This is a genomic window from Microscilla marina ATCC 23134 (assembly GCF_000169175.1).
In the GTDB taxonomy this organism is placed as follows: domain Bacteria; phylum Bacteroidota; class Bacteroidia; order Cytophagales; family Microscillaceae; genus Microscilla; species Microscilla marina.
This window is the reverse complement of the sequence record NZ_AAWS01000009.1, coordinates 91,284-108,470: the sequence shown is the minus strand read 5'-3', so window position 1 is coordinate 108,470 and position 17,187 is coordinate 91,284. Positions and strand designations below refer to the sequence as shown.

15 protein-coding genes are annotated in these 17,187 nt (G+C 38.9%); 8 read left to right on the top strand and 7 right to left on the bottom strand.

The genetic code is table 11. The features are described from left to right. Nucleotides 1–14: 14 nt before the first annotated feature. The 7 genes from M23134_RS09875 to M23134_RS09845 form a co-directional block, all read right to left on the bottom strand. Nucleotides 15–464 carry a T3SS (YopN, CesT) and YbjN peptide-binding chaperone 1 gene (locus M23134_RS09875; protein ID WP_004155576.1) on the bottom strand — a complete coding sequence of 150 codons (450 nt, stop codon included), beginning with the start codon at nucleotides 462–464 and terminating at the stop codon, nucleotides 15–17. Between the two features lie 45 nt (nucleotides 465–509). After that, the gene (locus M23134_RS09870; protein ID WP_004155574.1) at nucleotides 510–1,184 is read right to left on the bottom strand and encodes a PspA/IM30 family protein; all 675 of its coding nucleotides are present in this window, start codon (nucleotides 1,182–1,184) and stop codon (nucleotides 510–512) included. A gap of 491 nt (nucleotides 1,185–1,675) precedes the next feature. Further along, nucleotides 1,676–1,954 carry an RNA polymerase sigma factor gene (locus tag M23134_RS09865; RefSeq protein ID WP_004155572.1) on the bottom strand — a complete coding sequence of 93 codons (279 nt, stop codon included), beginning with the start codon at nucleotides 1,952–1,954 and terminating at the stop codon, nucleotides 1,676–1,678. Nucleotides 1,955–2,292: 338 nt separating this feature from the next. Beyond that, on the bottom strand, nucleotides 2,293–3,897 hold the full coding sequence (locus tag M23134_RS37815) for a carboxylesterase family protein (RefSeq protein ID WP_004155568.1): 1,605 nt from the start codon (nucleotides 3,895–3,897) through the stop codon (nucleotides 2,293–2,295). 306 nt (nucleotides 3,898–4,203) lie between these two features. Further along, on the bottom strand, nucleotides 4,204–5,793 hold the full coding sequence (locus tag M23134_RS37810; RefSeq protein ID WP_053337279.1) for a carboxylesterase family protein: 1,590 nt from the start codon (nucleotides 5,791–5,793) through the stop codon (nucleotides 4,204–4,206). A 436-nt stretch (nucleotides 5,794–6,229) separates the two neighbouring features. Further along, a complete protein-coding gene (locus M23134_RS09850; protein ID WP_045113317.1) occupies nucleotides 6,230–7,801 on the bottom strand; it encodes a carboxylesterase family protein in 1,572 nt (523 codons plus the stop codon). A gap of 173 nt (nucleotides 7,802–7,974) precedes the next feature. Continuing rightward, nucleotides 7,975–8,439: a hypothetical protein gene (locus M23134_RS09845; protein WP_004155564.1), complete on the bottom strand. Its 465-nt coding sequence runs from the start codon at nucleotides 8,437–8,439 to the stop codon at nucleotides 7,975–7,977. 557 nt (nucleotides 8,440–8,996) lie between these two features. Here M23134_RS09845 and gmd point away from each other — a divergent pair. The 8 genes from gmd to M23134_RS09805 all read left to right on the top strand — a co-directional run bounded on the left by gmd (nucleotide 8,997) and on the right by M23134_RS09805 (nucleotide 17,184). Continuing rightward, the gene (gene gmd, locus M23134_RS09840; RefSeq protein ID WP_004155563.1) at nucleotides 8,997–10,112 is read left to right on the top strand and encodes a GDP-mannose 4,6-dehydratase; all 1,116 of its coding nucleotides are present in this window, start codon (nucleotides 8,997–8,999) and stop codon (nucleotides 10,110–10,112) included. Then, on the top strand, nucleotides 10,105–11,028 hold the full coding sequence (gene fcl, locus M23134_RS09835; RefSeq protein ID WP_004155562.1) for a GDP-L-fucose synthase: 924 nt from the start codon (nucleotides 10,105–10,107) through the stop codon (nucleotides 11,026–11,028). Before gmd ends, fcl begins: the two co-directional genes overlap by 8 nt. A gap of 11 nt (nucleotides 11,029–11,039) precedes the next feature. After that, on the top strand, nucleotides 11,040–12,089 hold the full coding sequence (gene rfbB, locus M23134_RS09830; protein WP_004155560.1) for a dTDP-glucose 4,6-dehydratase: 1,050 nt from the start codon (nucleotides 11,040–11,042) through the stop codon (nucleotides 12,087–12,089). A gap of 25 nt (nucleotides 12,090–12,114) precedes the next feature. Next, complete coding sequence (gene rfbA, locus M23134_RS09825; RefSeq protein ID WP_004155559.1) at nucleotides 12,115–12,984, top strand: glucose-1-phosphate thymidylyltransferase RfbA; 870 nt, start codon at nucleotides 12,115–12,117, stop codon at nucleotides 12,982–12,984. A 26-nt stretch (nucleotides 12,985–13,010) separates the two neighbouring features. Then, nucleotides 13,011–13,562, top strand: a complete 552-nt coding sequence (rfbC, locus tag M23134_RS09820; protein WP_004155558.1) for a dTDP-4-dehydrorhamnose 3,5-epimerase — start codon at nucleotides 13,011–13,013, stop codon at nucleotides 13,560–13,562. Nucleotides 13,563–13,655: 93 nt separating this feature from the next. Beyond that, complete coding sequence (locus M23134_RS09815) at nucleotides 13,656–14,651, top strand: SDR family oxidoreductase (protein ID WP_004155557.1); 996 nt, start codon at nucleotides 13,656–13,658, stop codon at nucleotides 14,649–14,651. Nucleotides 14,652–14,755: 104 nt separating this feature from the next. After that, nucleotides 14,756–16,009, top strand: a complete 1,254-nt coding sequence (locus M23134_RS09810) for a nucleotide sugar dehydrogenase (RefSeq protein WP_004155556.1) — start codon at nucleotides 14,756–14,758, stop codon at nucleotides 16,007–16,009. A 20-nt stretch (nucleotides 16,010–16,029) separates the two neighbouring features. Continuing rightward, entirely contained in the window at nucleotides 16,030–17,184 is a 1,155-nt protein-coding gene (locus tag M23134_RS09805; RefSeq protein ID WP_004155550.1) for a DegT/DnrJ/EryC1/StrS family aminotransferase, read from the top strand. Nucleotides 17,185–17,187: the final 3 nt, after the last annotated feature.

The following is a 17,187-nucleotide window of genomic DNA, read 5'->3' as shown; positions in this document are numbered from 1 at the left end:
TGTGTTTTCTAAAATTAGTTGATGGTCAAAGATTTGTTCTCTTGAATCAAATCATCGTACTCATCTGCAGTTTTTGCAACCATTTGTACTGCTGCCTCAAACTCATTCAAGTCAAGGTTTTTACCAGCCAATGAATAGCTAAACGATACAGTTCCATCAAAAGCTAACCCAAATCCTCCGAAAGGAATGTTAGCATTTAAACGAAGTAACTCTTCGGTAAGCGAAGCATTGATTTCTATGTCTTCGGCAAGATAAGAGTATACTTTTACCAATACATCGTCGCTATGCCAGGGTAGCACCTGAATAGTAACAGTAACAGTACCGAAAGTAAAGGTGTAGAAATCATCAATTTGAACTATTTCATAGTCATGAAACAGCTTTTCCATGTATCCTTCTACTACTTCTTTGGTTTTGTTAATGAGCCCTTCATTAACGCCAGTTTTTAAAACAGTGAATTTTGGCATAGTTTATTTAAATTTAAATATTTGTTCTATGTAAATAATTAAGACTTAACCACCTTGATTTAGTTTAGCACGCAAACGAGCCAGGTCATCATCAACGGCCGAGTTTTGCTCAAGCATTTTGAAGTCATCATCTAGTGAGGCATTCTCACCTTCAGCCAGCTCGGTAAAAGCTTGGGCTTCTGCTTCTTGCTTAAGGATTTTTTCTTCAAACTTGTCAAACTTAGAAAAACTACTGCTAAAATCAAGGCTGCCTACCTCTTTAGCAATTTGCTTTTGAGCCTTGGCTGCCTCGCTTCTTGCCTGTAATGTAGACTCTTTCATCCTTGCTTCGCTTAGCTTAGATTTAAGCATATCTACCTGGCCTTTGAGCTTGCTGGTAGTAGAAGCCGCCTGATCGTACATGCCTTTGTATTGATTGGCTTGTCCTTCTGAGTCTGCTTTTTTAGCCAACGCCTTGCGGGCTAAGTCCTCATTGCCAGCGCTGAGCGCCTGCATTGCTTTTTGCTCCCATTGTTGCGCAGCCTTGGCGTGTTGTTTATAATCACGTTCCAGCTTTTTTTCCTGTGCCATTGCAGTGGCAAGACCAGATGTGGCTTTAGAAATAGATTCTTGCATTTCTACCACCATCAACTTGATCATCTTGGAAGGATCTTCAGCGTTGTCAAGTGCGTCGTTAATGTTTGCTTTAAAAATGTCAGAAATTCTACCAAAGATACCCATATATTGGTTTTTGATTTAAGGTGAATGGTAATAAATTAAAGTTGTTGTAATAATACAAAATATCTTGATGATTCTAAAAAATATAAAAAAATATTATGATTTTACATAAAACATTACATTCACTGTATTTTTCATACTCTAGAACACTGTTTTTGGGTAACTTGTATTTCACAGTATGAAAATATATTTTTTGTATTTGTATGGATAGTTTTCGTCTTACTATCAAAAAATAAAGATAAATAAACCAACATATATAGAGGCTATGCAAAAGCAATGTCTATAAGTTATGAGAAAAACCTCATAAAAGTACAAAGTACCTGATTTCAGTTTTTTTTGCACTTTATTACTTGAGGCAAATCACACGATTGCTTTTAAGCATAGAAAAACAAGGTTGAACCTGAAGGCTATATAACAAAAAAAACTCTTGCCCTATACAGCACAAGAGTAATAAGTATATAATTATTTGAAGAGTTTATACTAACAATAACACCTTAGGCGCGTTTCAGCTGGCGTTGTCTTTGATTTGCTTTGATTTGTTGGCTCAACGATTTCATTAAATATATTTTAACAGTCCCTTTTTTATCTAGTGCTTGGCGGTTTTTCCAAAGGTTAAGAAACACTTCAACGATACATTCATCAATGATGGTATCGTTGCTGGTAAACCTACAGCCGTATTTGACCAATAAGGGCACATTGAGTTGAAATATTTCTTTGACTGTATTTTTATCTCCTTCTATCAGTTTTTGCCAAAATAACTCATCATTTTTCATTTTCCTGGATATTTAAAAAAGGTTGTTTATTAATCAATAGGGTTCAGTTCTCTATAGTTTTTTAAAATACTTATTACATAATTCGTGAAAACAATGAGCAATGGCCAACATCAGGTGTTAGCATTTTGTTAGACTGGGCATAATCACCTTAAAAATGACCAGTTTTATGATAAAAAAAATCAATTGCCAAGTAATTAACTGACAATTGATTGGGTAGTTTATCTTCAAATAAATAGTACAACTTTATGTGGTCACTTTTCAACTTCTCTCAAATAAAACAATCACCAAACATTGTCTGGTGATTGATTACGCATAATATATTCGAGATTAAGTCATTTTTAGTACTTCAAAAAAGTTTTGTGCAACATTCGCTCTCCGTTTTGTATTTTTATATAGTATTTACCCAAAGGCAATTTCAATACGTTGAGGTTAAACTGGGTACCTTGTTTTTGCAAGCTCCCCTGATACACGGTTTGTCCTCTTTCATTGTATACTATGGCTTTCACTTCATTGATGTCTTCCTCGTTGAGCTTAATCTTAAGTACACGTGCACTAGGGTTAGGATACATCTGTAGGTCAGCCTTCAACTCCTGGAGGTTATCCATGACCAATACAGGTACTTTTACAGCATTGCCTTTGGCTCCATTTGTATTATAAGGCACCGCACTTAAGGTATGCTCACCGGGGGTGTTCCAACTTACAGTTACCTGGTTGCCAACTTGCTTTACTATTTTACCACCTTCTACCTGCCACTGAACTTGGGCATCTTTGGCTACATCGGCAGTATAGGTTTGGGTATTTGTAGCCGATAGGCGCACTACAGTAGCCCCCGACACACCAAAGCCGGCAGGGCGCAAACGCGTATCGTACAAGAATTGACTGATACGTGGCAAAACATCTGTATGTAGGTGCCCTAAGTTGAGTACACTGCCAAAAAAACTAGAGATATCTCCACCTTTTACATGCACAAAATGGCCACGTCTGTTATAAGAATAAAACTTACGAGGGGCTCCCCTGTCTCTTGCCCTACCATCCACCATACTGCCACCATAAGACACAGGCAAGTCAAACCCCAATACTAAGGGAGAAATAATTTTAAACGGTTGTTTTGCTCCATAAGAAACCGCAAGGTCGTTACTACTATGAAACATAAGGGTTGGTACGTCGGTACTACCTTCTATATGCTCCAGATAGCCCAACGCCCCTGCCAGCGATACCACTGCATTGGCTTTTCCATCTAAGTGTTTGTTGTCTCCTACACAATCAAGACACCCTTGGTCGGGCAAGTTGTACGATTTTGACCTAAACCAGCCTTTCCAACGGTACCGGGTGCTACGTGTAGCTGCTGGACGCTCTGCGTCACGATCTAAGTAAGCATTTTGTAAGGAAATGAACCCACCTGCGCTATGTCCTGCTAGAAATATTTGGTCAGGATCTATGCCCAACCTTTCGGCATTGGCGCGAAAATAACGCACCGCCGAGCGACCATCTTGTACGCCACGATAAACGGCTCTTAGTGCTGCCTCTTCATCAAATACATTCATTCCCAAACGGTAATCGATAGCGGCTGTTACATAGCCTCGCTTTGCCATGCTAATTGCCAGGTCTCTGATATCGCCATACTTGCGGTTGCCTATCACAAAGCCGCCACCAAAACACACAATAAATACAGGACGTTTCACCTTGGTATCGCCAAAGGGCTGAAAGATGTCCATGTACAAATTGCGGTTATAAGTGTCATGTTCTTTGACATTAATAGGCAAACCAGCCGAAATGGTGGCATACCAACCTCCGCCTTTTTTGGGTTGGGGCACTTGCGTGCTAAACCGTACATTTTGAGTTTCGCTTACATTGGCAAACACCTCATTGAGGTATCGTTGCTGCGACCATACTGTAGAGCTCAACAGCAATACAAGACTTAATAGTGTGGTTACTCTTTTCATTCCAAGTAATAAATTTGATGTTTAAAATTATAGTGGTTGTATATTAAAATACATTTAGCTGCACCATACAGCTAAACGCACGTCTTACCTTCTGGAGCAATCCACCCACAAGCATGGACTGGTGATGGACTGTTTATTTTCTTGAAAAAATCAGCGAATATTCATGGATAATACTGGTCAATTAATGACTATTAGTACTGTGTCAAGCAAAAAAAATCAGCTAAAATGTAACCAAGGCATTTACAACAATTTGTTGCAAATACCTTAGCTACTTAGTTCTAAACTATGATAGGCTTAAAGTAATCATTAGTATTTTAGAAAGGTTTTATGGAGCATTCTTTCGCCATTTTGTATTCTGATATAGTATTTACCCAAAGGCAATTTCAATACGTTGAGGTTAAACTGGGCACCTTGTTTTTGCAAGCTCCCATGATACACGGTTTGTCCTCTTTCGTTGTATACTATGGCTTTCACTTCGTTGATGTCTTCCTCGTTGAGCTTAATCTTAAGTACACGTGCACTAGGGTTAGGATACATCTGTAGGTCAGCCTTCAACTCCTGGAGATTATCCATGACCAATACAGGTACTTTTACCGCATTGCCTTTAGCTCCATTTGTATTATAAGGTACAGCACTTAAAGTATGCTCACCAGGGATGTTCCAACTTATAGTTACCTGGTTACCAGTTTGCTTTACTATTTTACCACCTTCTACCTGCCACTGAACTTGGGCATCTTTGGCTACATCGGCAGTATAGGTTTGGGTATTTGTAGCTGATAGGCGCACTACAGTAGCCCCTGACACACCAAAGCCAGCGGGACGCAAACGCGCATCATATAAATATTGAGCAATGCGTGGCACTATGTCGCTGTGCAATTTTTTGCGACCAAGCGCACTGTTAAGGAGCCCGTCTACATGCAAATCGTGTCCACGTTTATCATAAGAGTAAAACTTGTTGGGAGCATTTACACTATTGGCGCGGTTTTGCACGAGATTGGATCCAAATGCTTCTGGCAGGTCAAACCCGGCAATAAGAAAAGAGAAGTTTTGAAAAGGTTGCCCTTTATCATAATTGACTATAATGTCGTTCTTGCTATGAAACATAATGCTTGGCACATCATTTTCGCCTTCGACATGCTCTAAAAAGCCCAGTCCACCCGCCAAAGATACTACTGCATTGGCTTTTCCGTTGACGTGTTTGTTGTCTCCTGCACAATCAAGGCACCCTTGATCAGGAAGGTTGTAGGTTCTTTCTACCAACCAGGCTCCCCAGCGATAACTTGACTTACGGGTAGACGCCGGACGTTCCACGTCACGATCTAAGTAGGCGTTTTGCAAGGAAATAAAAGCACCTGCGCTATGCCCTCCTATAAATATTTGATTAGGATCTACTCCCAACCTTTCGGCATTGGCGCGGAAGTAGCGTACTGCCGAACGCCCATCTTGTATAGCACGATACACACCTCGTAATGAAGCTCCCTCATCAAACATATTAACTCCCAAACGGTAATCAATGGCTGCTGTTACATAGCCTCGTTTTGCCATACGAATTGCCAGCTCTCTGATGTCTCCAAATTTGCGATTGCCTATTACAAAGCCACCACCAAAACACACAATAAACACTGGACGTTTCACATTATTATCGCCAAAAGGCTGAAAGATATCCATATGTAAATCACGATTAGAAGTCTCATGCTCTTTGGCATTGATGGGCACACCAGCTGCTATTGACTCATACCAACCACCACCTCTTTTGGGTTGGGGCACTTGCGTACTAAAGCGCACATTTTGGGTTTCGCTTATGTTGTCAAATACTTCATCGATGTATCTCTGCTGTGACCATACAGTTGAAGTAAACAACAGCACTAAGCTTAATAGTGTGGTTAACTTTTTCATTTTGTGTAAATAATTTAAATGTAAAATTACATTGGTTGTATAATAAATTGTAATTCGCTGTACAGTACAGCTAAGCATAGAGATTGTTCTATATAGATATTTTCATTGGTATACAATTCTTACAATAGTCCACATTGTTCAGGCGATAGTCAATGGCTATTACTTGAACATAAACACCTAGCATCATACTGAAAATCAATAGGTTGTTCATTTTCCTCTACATCTGTTGATTTTTTACATTGTTTGCTACAGGGTGCCAAAAAAATGCTTTGGTTTGGCAAAGAAGCTATCACTATGTTGAGCCATACCAAACTAAAAATTGTGGGAAAGTTTTTGGTAAAAAATCAACTATCAGGCAACACCTGACAGTTGATTGCACAATTCATTTTGCTTGAAAATTAGAATATTAAAAATATGAGAGTCGATTCACTGTTTGTTAGTATTTCAAAAACGTTTTATGCACTACTCGCTCACCGTCTTGAATCTTGATATAGTATTTACCCAGTGGCAAATTCAACACGTTTATATTAAACTGTGCTCCTTGTTTATTTACACCGTTCTGATATACTACTTGTCCCCTTTCGTTATACACCGCTATTTTTACCTGGTGAATACCTTCCTCGTTGAGCTTAATTTTCAGTGTATGGGCACTTGGGTTGGGAAACATTTGCAAGTCAGCCTGTAAGCTGCCACTTTCACCCATTACCAATACTGGCACGCTTACCATGCTACCTTTTGCGTCGTTAGCAGCATAAGGTATTGCGCTCAAACGGTGTTCACCGGGGGTGTTCCAACGTATGGTCACTTGGTTTCCTTTTTGTCCGATAATTTTACCACCTGTCATTTGCCATTTCACCTTAGCAAGGTGTTCAGCATCAATGGTGTAGGTTTGAGTATTGTTTTGCTGCATATTTACAACTGAGGCTCCTGCTATGCTCAATCCAGCAGGGCTTAGGCGGGTGTCGTATAAATATTGGCTCATACGAGGCAAAATATCGCTATGTAGATTTGAGCGGTTGTTACCATTGACGTGCACGTCGTGTCCTCTGCTGTCATAAGAATAAAAAGCACGGGGGGCATTTACTTGGTTTGCTCTGGAGTCAATACGGCTACTACCATAGGCTATAGGTAGGTCAAAACCAGCCACTAACCACGAAATACTACTAAATGGTTGTCCAGAATCATAGGGCACAGTATTGTCATTTTTACTGTGAAACATTACATTAGGAATATCACTGCTGCCTTCTATGTGCTCTAAAAAACCAACTGCGCCAGCTAAAGACACAATGGCATTGGCCGCACCACTCACTTGTTTGTTATCTCCTGCACAGTCAAGGCACCCCTGATCAACTAAATTATATGTTCTTGAGCCAATCCAGGAACCCCAACGATAGCTTGAATTGCGGGTATCGGCAGGTCTTTCGTTGTCTTTGTCTAAATAAGCAGTTTGTACGGCAATGAATGCTCCTGCACTATGCCCAGCAATAAAAACCTGGTTTGGGTCTACGCCCAAAGAGGCTGCATTGGCTCTGAAATAACGAATGGCGGAGCGTCCATCTTGAACTCCACGATAAACCGCTCTAAGGGCAGCTCCCTCATCAAAAACATTCATCCCAAGACGGTAATCAATAGCCGCTGTAACATAGCCTCGTTTTGCCATACGAATTGCCATCGTTCTAATGTCACCCAAGTTGCGATCTCCTGCTACAAAACCACCACCAAAGCATACAATTAATACTGGGCGGTTTGTATTATTATCGCCAGCAGGTTTGAATATATCCATGAATAAATCTCGCTTGCGGGTATCGTGCTCCTTGGCATTGATAGGCAACCCTGTAACCGATTCATACCATCCTCCACCGGGCTTAGACTCAGGTACTTGCGTACTAAAACGCACCCCTTTTGTTTCGTTTACATTTGTGAAAATTTCGTCGATATAACGCTGTTGTGCCCACGCTCCGGCAACCGCCAATAGCATGAGGCTTAATAGTGTAGTTAAACGTTTCATTTGTGTAATAAAATTGAAGTACTTATAAATTGTAAATTAATCTGATATGTAAAATTCTTGTTCGTATTGAATGTCTTCTCTTCTTTCTGTACTATTTTATTCTCAGTCTGTATTGTGTATAATTTATTTCTTTATTGGCAGATCACCCCTTGATAATGTTCTATGTATTCTTGTTACTTTTTTTGCGAATTTATAAGGTCATATACCCTATTTTGGAGAAAAGTACTTTGCTTGTACCTTTTCATAATGGCGTAATATCGTTCGAGCATCATCCCTCGCTCTACTATGATCTTGTCGTCTTCTACTTTCTGCTTAAGCTGTGTTTGCTTCACCGTATTGCGTATGCTGTTCAATGCTGTTTGCTCTGTTGCAGAGATTTCGATTTGTTGCTGAGTAAACTTGGCACGCATAATCTCGCCAAACCTCTTTTCACTTAATGAGCTTTTGAGCACTGCATCACGTACCGCCATTTCGGGGTTACCACGTGGACGTAACCTTAAATAGTTATAAATGGAGGCAAACTTTCTCAATTCTTTGTCCGAAAACTCCTGCTTGGAAGCCTGCTGTTTGGAAGGCACCTTTGTACAAGAAAACAAGCATAAAATGCTCAGTAAAAAAACTATGTATTGTTTTGACATGGGTTAAAAGCTTAAAAGTTGTATAATACAACTATATGATTACTATCGTAGGTACAAAAACAATTTTAACAGTATAGTTTATTGTACCATGTGGGTTTCCCCTTTTCTTATAATAAAATACCTTTAATTAAACCTTCGCTAATTTAGAAGTGCCTGAATAAGTAAGAAAACATTACAATGTAACTTACTACTCAAAGAAGTTTTGCCTGGTGTGTAAAGTATAAAAATAGTATGAACGCATACTATAATATTATGAATGCATACTATTATTTACTGCGAATGTACAATAGCGTTTTTAATTACGCAAACAAAAACCCTAAAAAGTCATATTTCAAGGAATAATATTACATAAAGTAATGAATGACCAATGGTTAGTGCCCTAAAACAGTCAAAAAACAGAATATCACTATGCCTCAAAATATTAACTTTTGAAATACTTTGTATTCTTAGTAGCTTTGCCCTCGTATTATCAATATATTCTACCTTTCTTACTGATCTATTACATAGCTTAACAACCTATCAACTTTTCAGTATGCGAAACATTTGAACGTAAGTATATGGCAAAAGTCGCATTAATTACAGGTATCACTGGGCAAGACGGTGCTTATTTGACAGAGTTTCTCTTGAATAAAGGATATGAAGTTCATGGCATCAAGCGTCGCACCTCTCTTATCAATACAGATAGAATAGACCACCTGTACCAAGACCCACACGAAAGTGAAATTAAGCTTACGCTACACTATGGAGACTTGACAGACTCTACAAATATTATAAGAATTATTCAAGAAGTTCAACCTGACGAAATTTACAATTTGGGCGCAATGTCTCATGTAAAGGTAAGTTTTGACTCCCCTGAATATACTGCCAATGTAGACGGAATAGGAACACTTCGTATTTTAGAAGCTGTACGATTACTCGGGCTTACCCAAAAAACAAAAGTGTATCAGGCGTCTACTTCTGAGTTGTACGGGTTGGTGCAAGAAGTACCTCAGAGCGAAAAAACACCATTTTACCCCCGCTCGCCTTATGCAGTAGCCAAGCTATATGGCTACTGGATTACAGTAAACTATCGTGAGGCTTATCAAATGTATGCAGTCAACGGGATTTTGTTCAATCACGAATCGCCGTTAAGAGGAGAAACTTTTGTCACCCGAAAAATTACCCGTGCTGTGGCACGCATTGCTTTGGGGCTACAAGAGAAAGTTTATTTGGGTAATTTGGACGCCAAACGTGACTGGGGGCACGCTAAAGACTATGTAAAAGCGATGTGGCTGATGCTGCAGCAAGACACACCAGAAGATTATGTAATTGCTACTGGTATTACTACCCCAGTACGTGATTTTGTAAGGATGGCCTTTATGGAATTGGGTATAGAAGTAGATTTTGAGGGGAAAGGTATCAATGAAACGGCTGTGGTAACCCATTGCACAAATACTGATTATCAGATAAAAAAAGGCACTCAAGTTGTAGCGGTCGATCCTCGCTATTTTAGACCTACAGAAGTAGATTTACTCATAGGAAACCCCGAAAAAGCTCAAAAGCAGTTAGGCTGGACTCCTGAACATGACTTGCCTGCCTTGGTAAGCGATATGGTAAAATCAGATATTGAATTGTTTAAACGTGACCAATACCTAAAAAAAGGTGGACATAATATAATGAACTATCATGAATAAAAACAGTAAAGTATATATTGCTGGACATAGAGGAATGGTGGGTTCTGCTATTCTGCGACGCCTACAAAAAGAAGGTTTTGATAATTTTGTGTATAGTAGTTCTAAAGATACTGATTTACGAAATCAAACAGCAGTAGCTGATTTTTTTGCAAGAGAAAAACCTGAATATGTGTTTTTGGCGGCAGCCAAAGTAGGGGGCATAGTTGCCAATAATACCTACCGGGCAGAGTTTTTATATGATAACTTGATGATCCAGTCTAATGTGATTCACCAAGCTTATGTACATCAAGTAAAAAAACTATTGTTTTTAGGATCATCTTGTATATACCCTAAACTTGCCCCTCAACCTCTCAAAGAGGATTACTTGCTTACAGGAAGCCTAGAGCCCACCAATGAACCTTATGCCATAGCCAAAATAGCAGGGGTTAAAATGTGTGAAGAATACCGCTTTCAGTACAAATGCGATTTTATCTCAGTCATGCCCACCAACCTATACGGCACTAATGATAACTACGACCTGAAAACATCGCACGTATTGCCTGCTTTATTGCGTAAGTTTCACGAAGCCAAACAAAACAACGAGCCCTCGGTAGAAATATGGGGGACTGGTTCTCCTTTGCGTGAGTTTTTGCATGTAGACGACTTGGCTGATGCTTGCTATTTTTTGATGAAAAACTACAGCGAAAAAAGCTTGATCAATATAGGTACAGGTACAGATATTAGCATTAAAGATTTGGCACTTCTGATCAAAGAAGTTACTGGCTATAATGGTGAGTTATGTTTTGACACCTCCAAACCAGATGGTACTCCCAGAAAATTAATGGATGTAACCAAGTTACACCAACTAGGATGGCAACATCGAATAAAACTAAAAGATGGCATCACATCTACTTACAAAGAGAAGTTTTTGATTTAACCTAATTATACATGAAAATCTTAATCACTGGCGGAGCAGGCTTCATAGGCTCTCATGTAGTACGGTTGTTTGTAAACAAATACCCTGACTACCAAATATTTAACCTAGACAAGCTTACCTATGCAGGCAACTTAGACAACCTCAAAGATATTGAGCAAAAGTCTAACTATCACTTTATAAAAGGGGATATTGTAGACCAAGATTTTGTACAGGAGTTGTACCACAAACATAAGTTCGATGGCACCATTCACTTAGCTGCCGAGTCGCATGTAGACCGTTCTATTCTCAATCCTCTGGAGTTTGTTCAAACCAATGTGATAGGTACAGTCAATTTGCTAAATGCAGCACGCGATATCTGGAAAGAAAATTATACAAATAAGCTTTTTTACCATGTATCAACCGACGAAGTATATGGCTCTTTGGGTAATGAAGGACTTTTTACCGAAAGTACCGCTTATGACCCTCACTCGCCCTATTCGGCATCCAAGGCCAGTTCAGACCACTTCGTAAGAGCTTACCATGACACTTATGGCTTGCCAATTGTCATCTCTAATTGTTCTAACAATTATGGTGCTTACCAATTTCCTGAAAAACTTATTCCTTTATTTATTCATAACATTAAGAATAGTAAGCCTCTGCCAGTCTATGGCAAGGGAGAAAACGTACGAGACTGGCTATATGTAGTAGACCACGCCAGGGCTATTGATTTGGTTTACCACCAGGGCAAACAAGGCGCTACTTATAACATTGGGGGGTTCAATGAGTGGAAAAATATTGATTTGATTCGCTTGATGTGTCAAGTGATGGACAAAAAGTTAAATCAGACCGAGGGCACTGCCGAAAAACTCATTGAATTTGTGAAAGATCGTGCAGGACATGATTTACGCTACGCCATTGATGCTTCTAAAATTAACCAAGAACTAGGCTGGAGTCCTTCTGTTACTTTTGAACAAGGCATAGAACTAACTATTGACTGGTACTTGGAGAATACTCAATGGCTAGACAATGTGACAAGTGGTAACTATCAAACCTACTATGAAACTCAATATGTTAAACGATAACCTACAACTATAACAGCGAACTACAATGAAAGGAATTATTCTAGCGGGGGGCTCAGGAACTCGTTTACACCCTTTGACCTTATCGGTAAGTAAACAATTGCTCCCGGTATATGACAAACCCATGATTTATTATCCGCTTTCTACCCTTATGAGTGCGGGTATTCAAGAAATTCTTATTATTACTACTCCACAAGATAATCAATTATTTAGAACTTTGCTGGGAGACGGTAAACGCCTGGGTTGCTCTTTTTCTTATGCCATCCAAGAAAATCCTGAGGGGTTGGCACAAGCTTTTATTATAGGCGAAGAATTTATTGGAAGTGACAGCGTAGCGCTTATTTTGGGTGATAATATTTTTTATGGTACAGGGCTGGAAAAGATACTACAGGAACAAAACAATCCAAAAGGAGGAGTAGTGTTTGCCTACCACGTATCTGACCCTGAACGCTATGGTGTGGTAGACTTTGATGCCAACAATAAAGCCATTTCTATTGAAGAAAAGCCAAAAAAACCAAAGTCTAATTTTGCCGTACCTGGTTTGTACTTTTATGACAATCAAGTAGTAGCAATGGCCAAAAACCTTGAGCCTTCTGCCAGGGGTGAACTTGAGATTACAGACATTAATCGTATTTATCTGGAAAAAGAACAACTTTCGGTAGGTATTTTAGATCGTGGAACTGCTTGGTTAGATACAGGTACATTTACCTCGCTTATGCAAGCAGGTCAATTTGTACAGGTCATAGAAGAAAGGCAGGGACTGAAAGTAGGTTCTATTGAAGAAACAGCCTATACAATGGGCTATATCAACGAAGAAGAACTTATGACAATAGCTCAACCCTTGGTAAAAAGTGGCTATGGCAACTACTTGATTAATTTAGTAAAACAAGAATTTTAAGCAAAACAATATAAAACGCGTATACAATGCCTTTTACAGAAACTCCTCTCAAGGACCTTTGGTTGTTTGAACCCAGAATTTTTGAAGACGACCGTGGTTATTTCTACGAAAGTTTTAACCAAAATGAATTTACCAAAGCCACTGGTATCACTTCACCTTTTATCCAAGACAATCACTCCTTCTCAAAAAAAGGAGTGTTACGCGGATTACATTTCCAAAAGCCACCCCATGCACAGGCAAAGCTGATCAAAGTGATTCAGGGAACCATTTGGGACGTAGTGGTAGACTTAAGAAAAGACTCACCCACATTTAGTCAACATCTAGGATTTGAGCTTTCGGCAGGAAACAAAAAACAGCTATACGTACCTCAGGGGTTTGCCCATGGTTTTATTGTATTGAGTGATTCTGCCGAAGTCTTATACAAGTGTGACAATTTTTATGCTCCACAGGCAGAATCAGGGATTATTTACAATGATTCTGACCTTGCAATTGATTGGAAAATAGATAGTAGTAATATAATTATTTCAGAAAAAGATGCAGTTTTAGCAACTTTTCAACCATCTAATATACCATTCTAAGCTCTTTTAACATTATCTCCTTGTTTTAGGTAATAAAATACCCTTAACTTTGCTTACTTAACACCTGTCTCATGTTTTAATTATAAACTGAAAATGTATAATCACCCCTTTCATAAAAATGATTTAAGCCAATGTGTTTTCTTAATTACAGGAGGAGCTGGCTTTATCGGTTCTAATCTTATTGAATACTTACTAAAATACAATGCAAAAGAAGTAAGAGTACTGGACAACCTATCAACTGGTAATTACGACAATATCCAACCATTTGAAAAACATCAACAGTTCAAGTTTATAGAAGGTGATATACGAGATATAGAGACTTGTCAAAAAGCTTGCAAGGGAGTCGATTACATTTCTCATCAAGCAGCCTTAGGGTCTGTACCCAGAAGTATAAACGACCCTGCCACTACCAATGCAGTAAACATCAGCGGCTTTCTAAATATGATGATTGCAGCAAAAGATAATCACATAAAAGGTATGGTGTACGCATCATCTTCTTCGGTATATGGAGACAGTAAATTATTGCCTAAGCAAGAGGATAAAATTGGACACCCTTTGTCGCCCTATGCAGTCACCAAACTTGTCAATGAACAATATGCACGTGTGTTTGGTCAGGTGTATGGTTTGAAGCTCATAGGGCTTAGATATTTCAATGTATTTGGTCCTCGCCAAAGTCCAAAAGGTGCCTATGCTGCAGTTATCCCCTTATTCATTCAAGCTCTCATGGACAACCAACCTCCCACTATTTTTGGAGATGGGGAACAAACCAGAGATTTCACCTTTATTGAAAATGTGGTTCAAGCCAATATAAAAGCTATGTTTGCAACCAAAGAAGCTGCTTGGGGTGAAGCATATAATATTGGCGTAGGCGGACGAACATCACTCAATGAGTTGTTTAATATTTTAAAAGAAAAATCTGGAAAACACTTTAGTCCTGCATATAGCAAACCCAGAGTTGGTGACGTGAGAGATAGCTTGGCTGATATTAGTAAAAGCAACAATTTATTGGGCTATGCTCCTCAAATAACCATTCAAGAGGGTTTGCAACTTACACTTGATTGGTTTAAACAAAATACAAGTAAAGTTTAAGGTAAAACTTAGACAATTGGTGTAATGTGTATTAATCTAACATTTTCTTCATAATATTGTACCTTGAATAAGTCTTAATATTTGATATTAACAATATAGGATTGATGGATAAAAAACTGGCAATTATAGGGTTAGGCTATGTTGGCTTACCACTTGCTGTGGCGTTTGGTAATAAATATTCAGTTATAGGATTTGATATAAACACCACAAGGATCAACGAGCTCAAAAATGGTATTGATAAGACTCTTGAGGTGAGTACAGAAAAGTTGAAAGCTACTCAACAGCTTGCGTTTAGTGATGATGTAGAAGCCATTCGTGGTGCTGATATATATATAATCACCGTGCCCACACCTATAGACCACTCCAAACAGCCTGACCTAACACCGCTCAGGAAGTCATCTGAAAGCATCGGTAAAGTACTCAAGAAAGGAGACATTGTAGTGTATGAGTCTACTGTGTTTCCGGGATGTACAGAAGAAATTTGTGTACCCATACTAGAAGCTCAAAGCGGGCTAAAGTATAATGAAGATTTTTACTGTGGTTATTCTCCTGAAAGAATCAACCCAGGTGATAAGGTACATACTGTAACTAAGATCAAAAAGGTAGTCAGTGGTAGTACCCCAGAAGTAGGGCAAGAACTCAATGACCTATATGCATCTATTATCACTGCTGGCACTTACTTGGCTTCCTCTATCAAGGTAGCAGAAGCTGCCAAAGTCATAGAAAACTCACAAAGAGATTTAAATATTGCTTTTGTAAACGAGTTGGCACTCATATTTGACAAGCTAGATATAGATACCCATGATGTTCTAGAGGCTGCTGGGACAAAATGGAACTTTTTACCGTTTAGACCAGGATTAGTGGGTGGACATTGTATTGGGGTTGATCCTTATTACCTCACTCATAAAGCAGAAAGCATTGGCTATAACCCACAAGTAATTTTATCAGGAAGAAGGATTAATGATAATATGGGACAATATGTAGCCAATAAAATCATCAAATTATTGATTCAGGGTAACTTTACCATTCGCGAGTCACGTGTGTTAATTTTAGGCTTCACTTTCAAGGAAAACTGTCCTGATACCCGCAATACAAGGGTAATTGACGTTGTGAAAGAATTAAAAGAGTTTGGAGTAAACGTAGAAGTACATGACCCTCACGCAGATAAACATGAAGTAATGGAAGAGTATGGGTTAGACCTCATTGACCAACCTGATGGGCAATATGAGGGGATTATGTTGGCAGTTTCTCATACTGAGTTTGAGAACTTCCCTTTGAGTACTTATAAAAAAGAAAACGCCATTGTATATGATGTAAAAGCATTTTTTAATAAGGAACAAGTGGATGCCAGATTATAAATATCCTAGTATATGTTGGTATGGAAAAAATAACTAGTCAAAATATTCAAATGGTTGACCTGAATGGTCAATACAAAAAAATAGAGGTAGAAGTAAACGAGGCTATTCAAGAGGTTATCAACTCTTCTCACTTTATCAACGGTCCTCAGGTAAAAGCTTTTGCTCAGGATTTAGCGCATTATTTACAGGTAAAACAGGTCATTCCCTGTGCCAATGGTACTGATGCCTTACAAATTGCCTTGATGGCATTTGACCTTAAACCTGGTGATGAAGTCATTGTTCCTGCATTTACCTATATAGCTTCAGTAGAAGTAATTGCTTTGCTAGGGCTTATACCAATACTGGTAGACGTAGACCCCAATACATTTAATGTGTCTGTTGATGCTATCCGTCAAGCAATTACTCCACGAACCAAGGTTATTTTGCCTGTGCATTTATTTGGGCAATGTGCCAACATGGAAGCTATTATGAGTATAGCTAAAGAGCATAAACTCTGGGTGTTAGAAGACAACGCTCAGGCAATAGGCGCACAATATACTTTTTCTGATGGAAGTACTCAATCGGCAGGTACTATTGGGGATATTGGAACAACCTCGTTTTTTCCCTCTAAAAACCTGGGGTGTTTTGGCGATGGTGGTGCTATGACAACCAACAACGAAGAATTGGCTCAAAACACACGTATAGTAGCCAGCCATGGGCAGACCAAAAAATATATTCATGATGTTATAGGGGTCAACTCTCGTTTAGATACTATCCAAGCGGCTTTACTACAAGTAAAACTCCAGCACTTAGACTCATACATTGAAGCTCGCCAAAAAGCAGCCACTTATTATGATCAAGCATTCGCAGAATTTGAACACCTGAAAACTCCTGTACGCTCTAATACGTCTACGCACGTGTTTCATCAGTATACCCTTCAAATGGATGATCCCAGTAAAAGGGATCAATTGAAGGAATATTTGCAAAAAATAGGTATACCATCTATGATTTACTACCCACTACCTATCCACTTTCAAAAAGCTTTTAAGCATTTTGAAAATATTGAGTACAAAAAAGGAGATTTTCCAGTCGCTGAAAAGTTATGTGAATCAGTCATATCATTACCTATTCATACCGAACTTAACGAAAGCACTCAAGACTATATCATAGAACACGTTAAACGTTTTTTCAATTAAAAC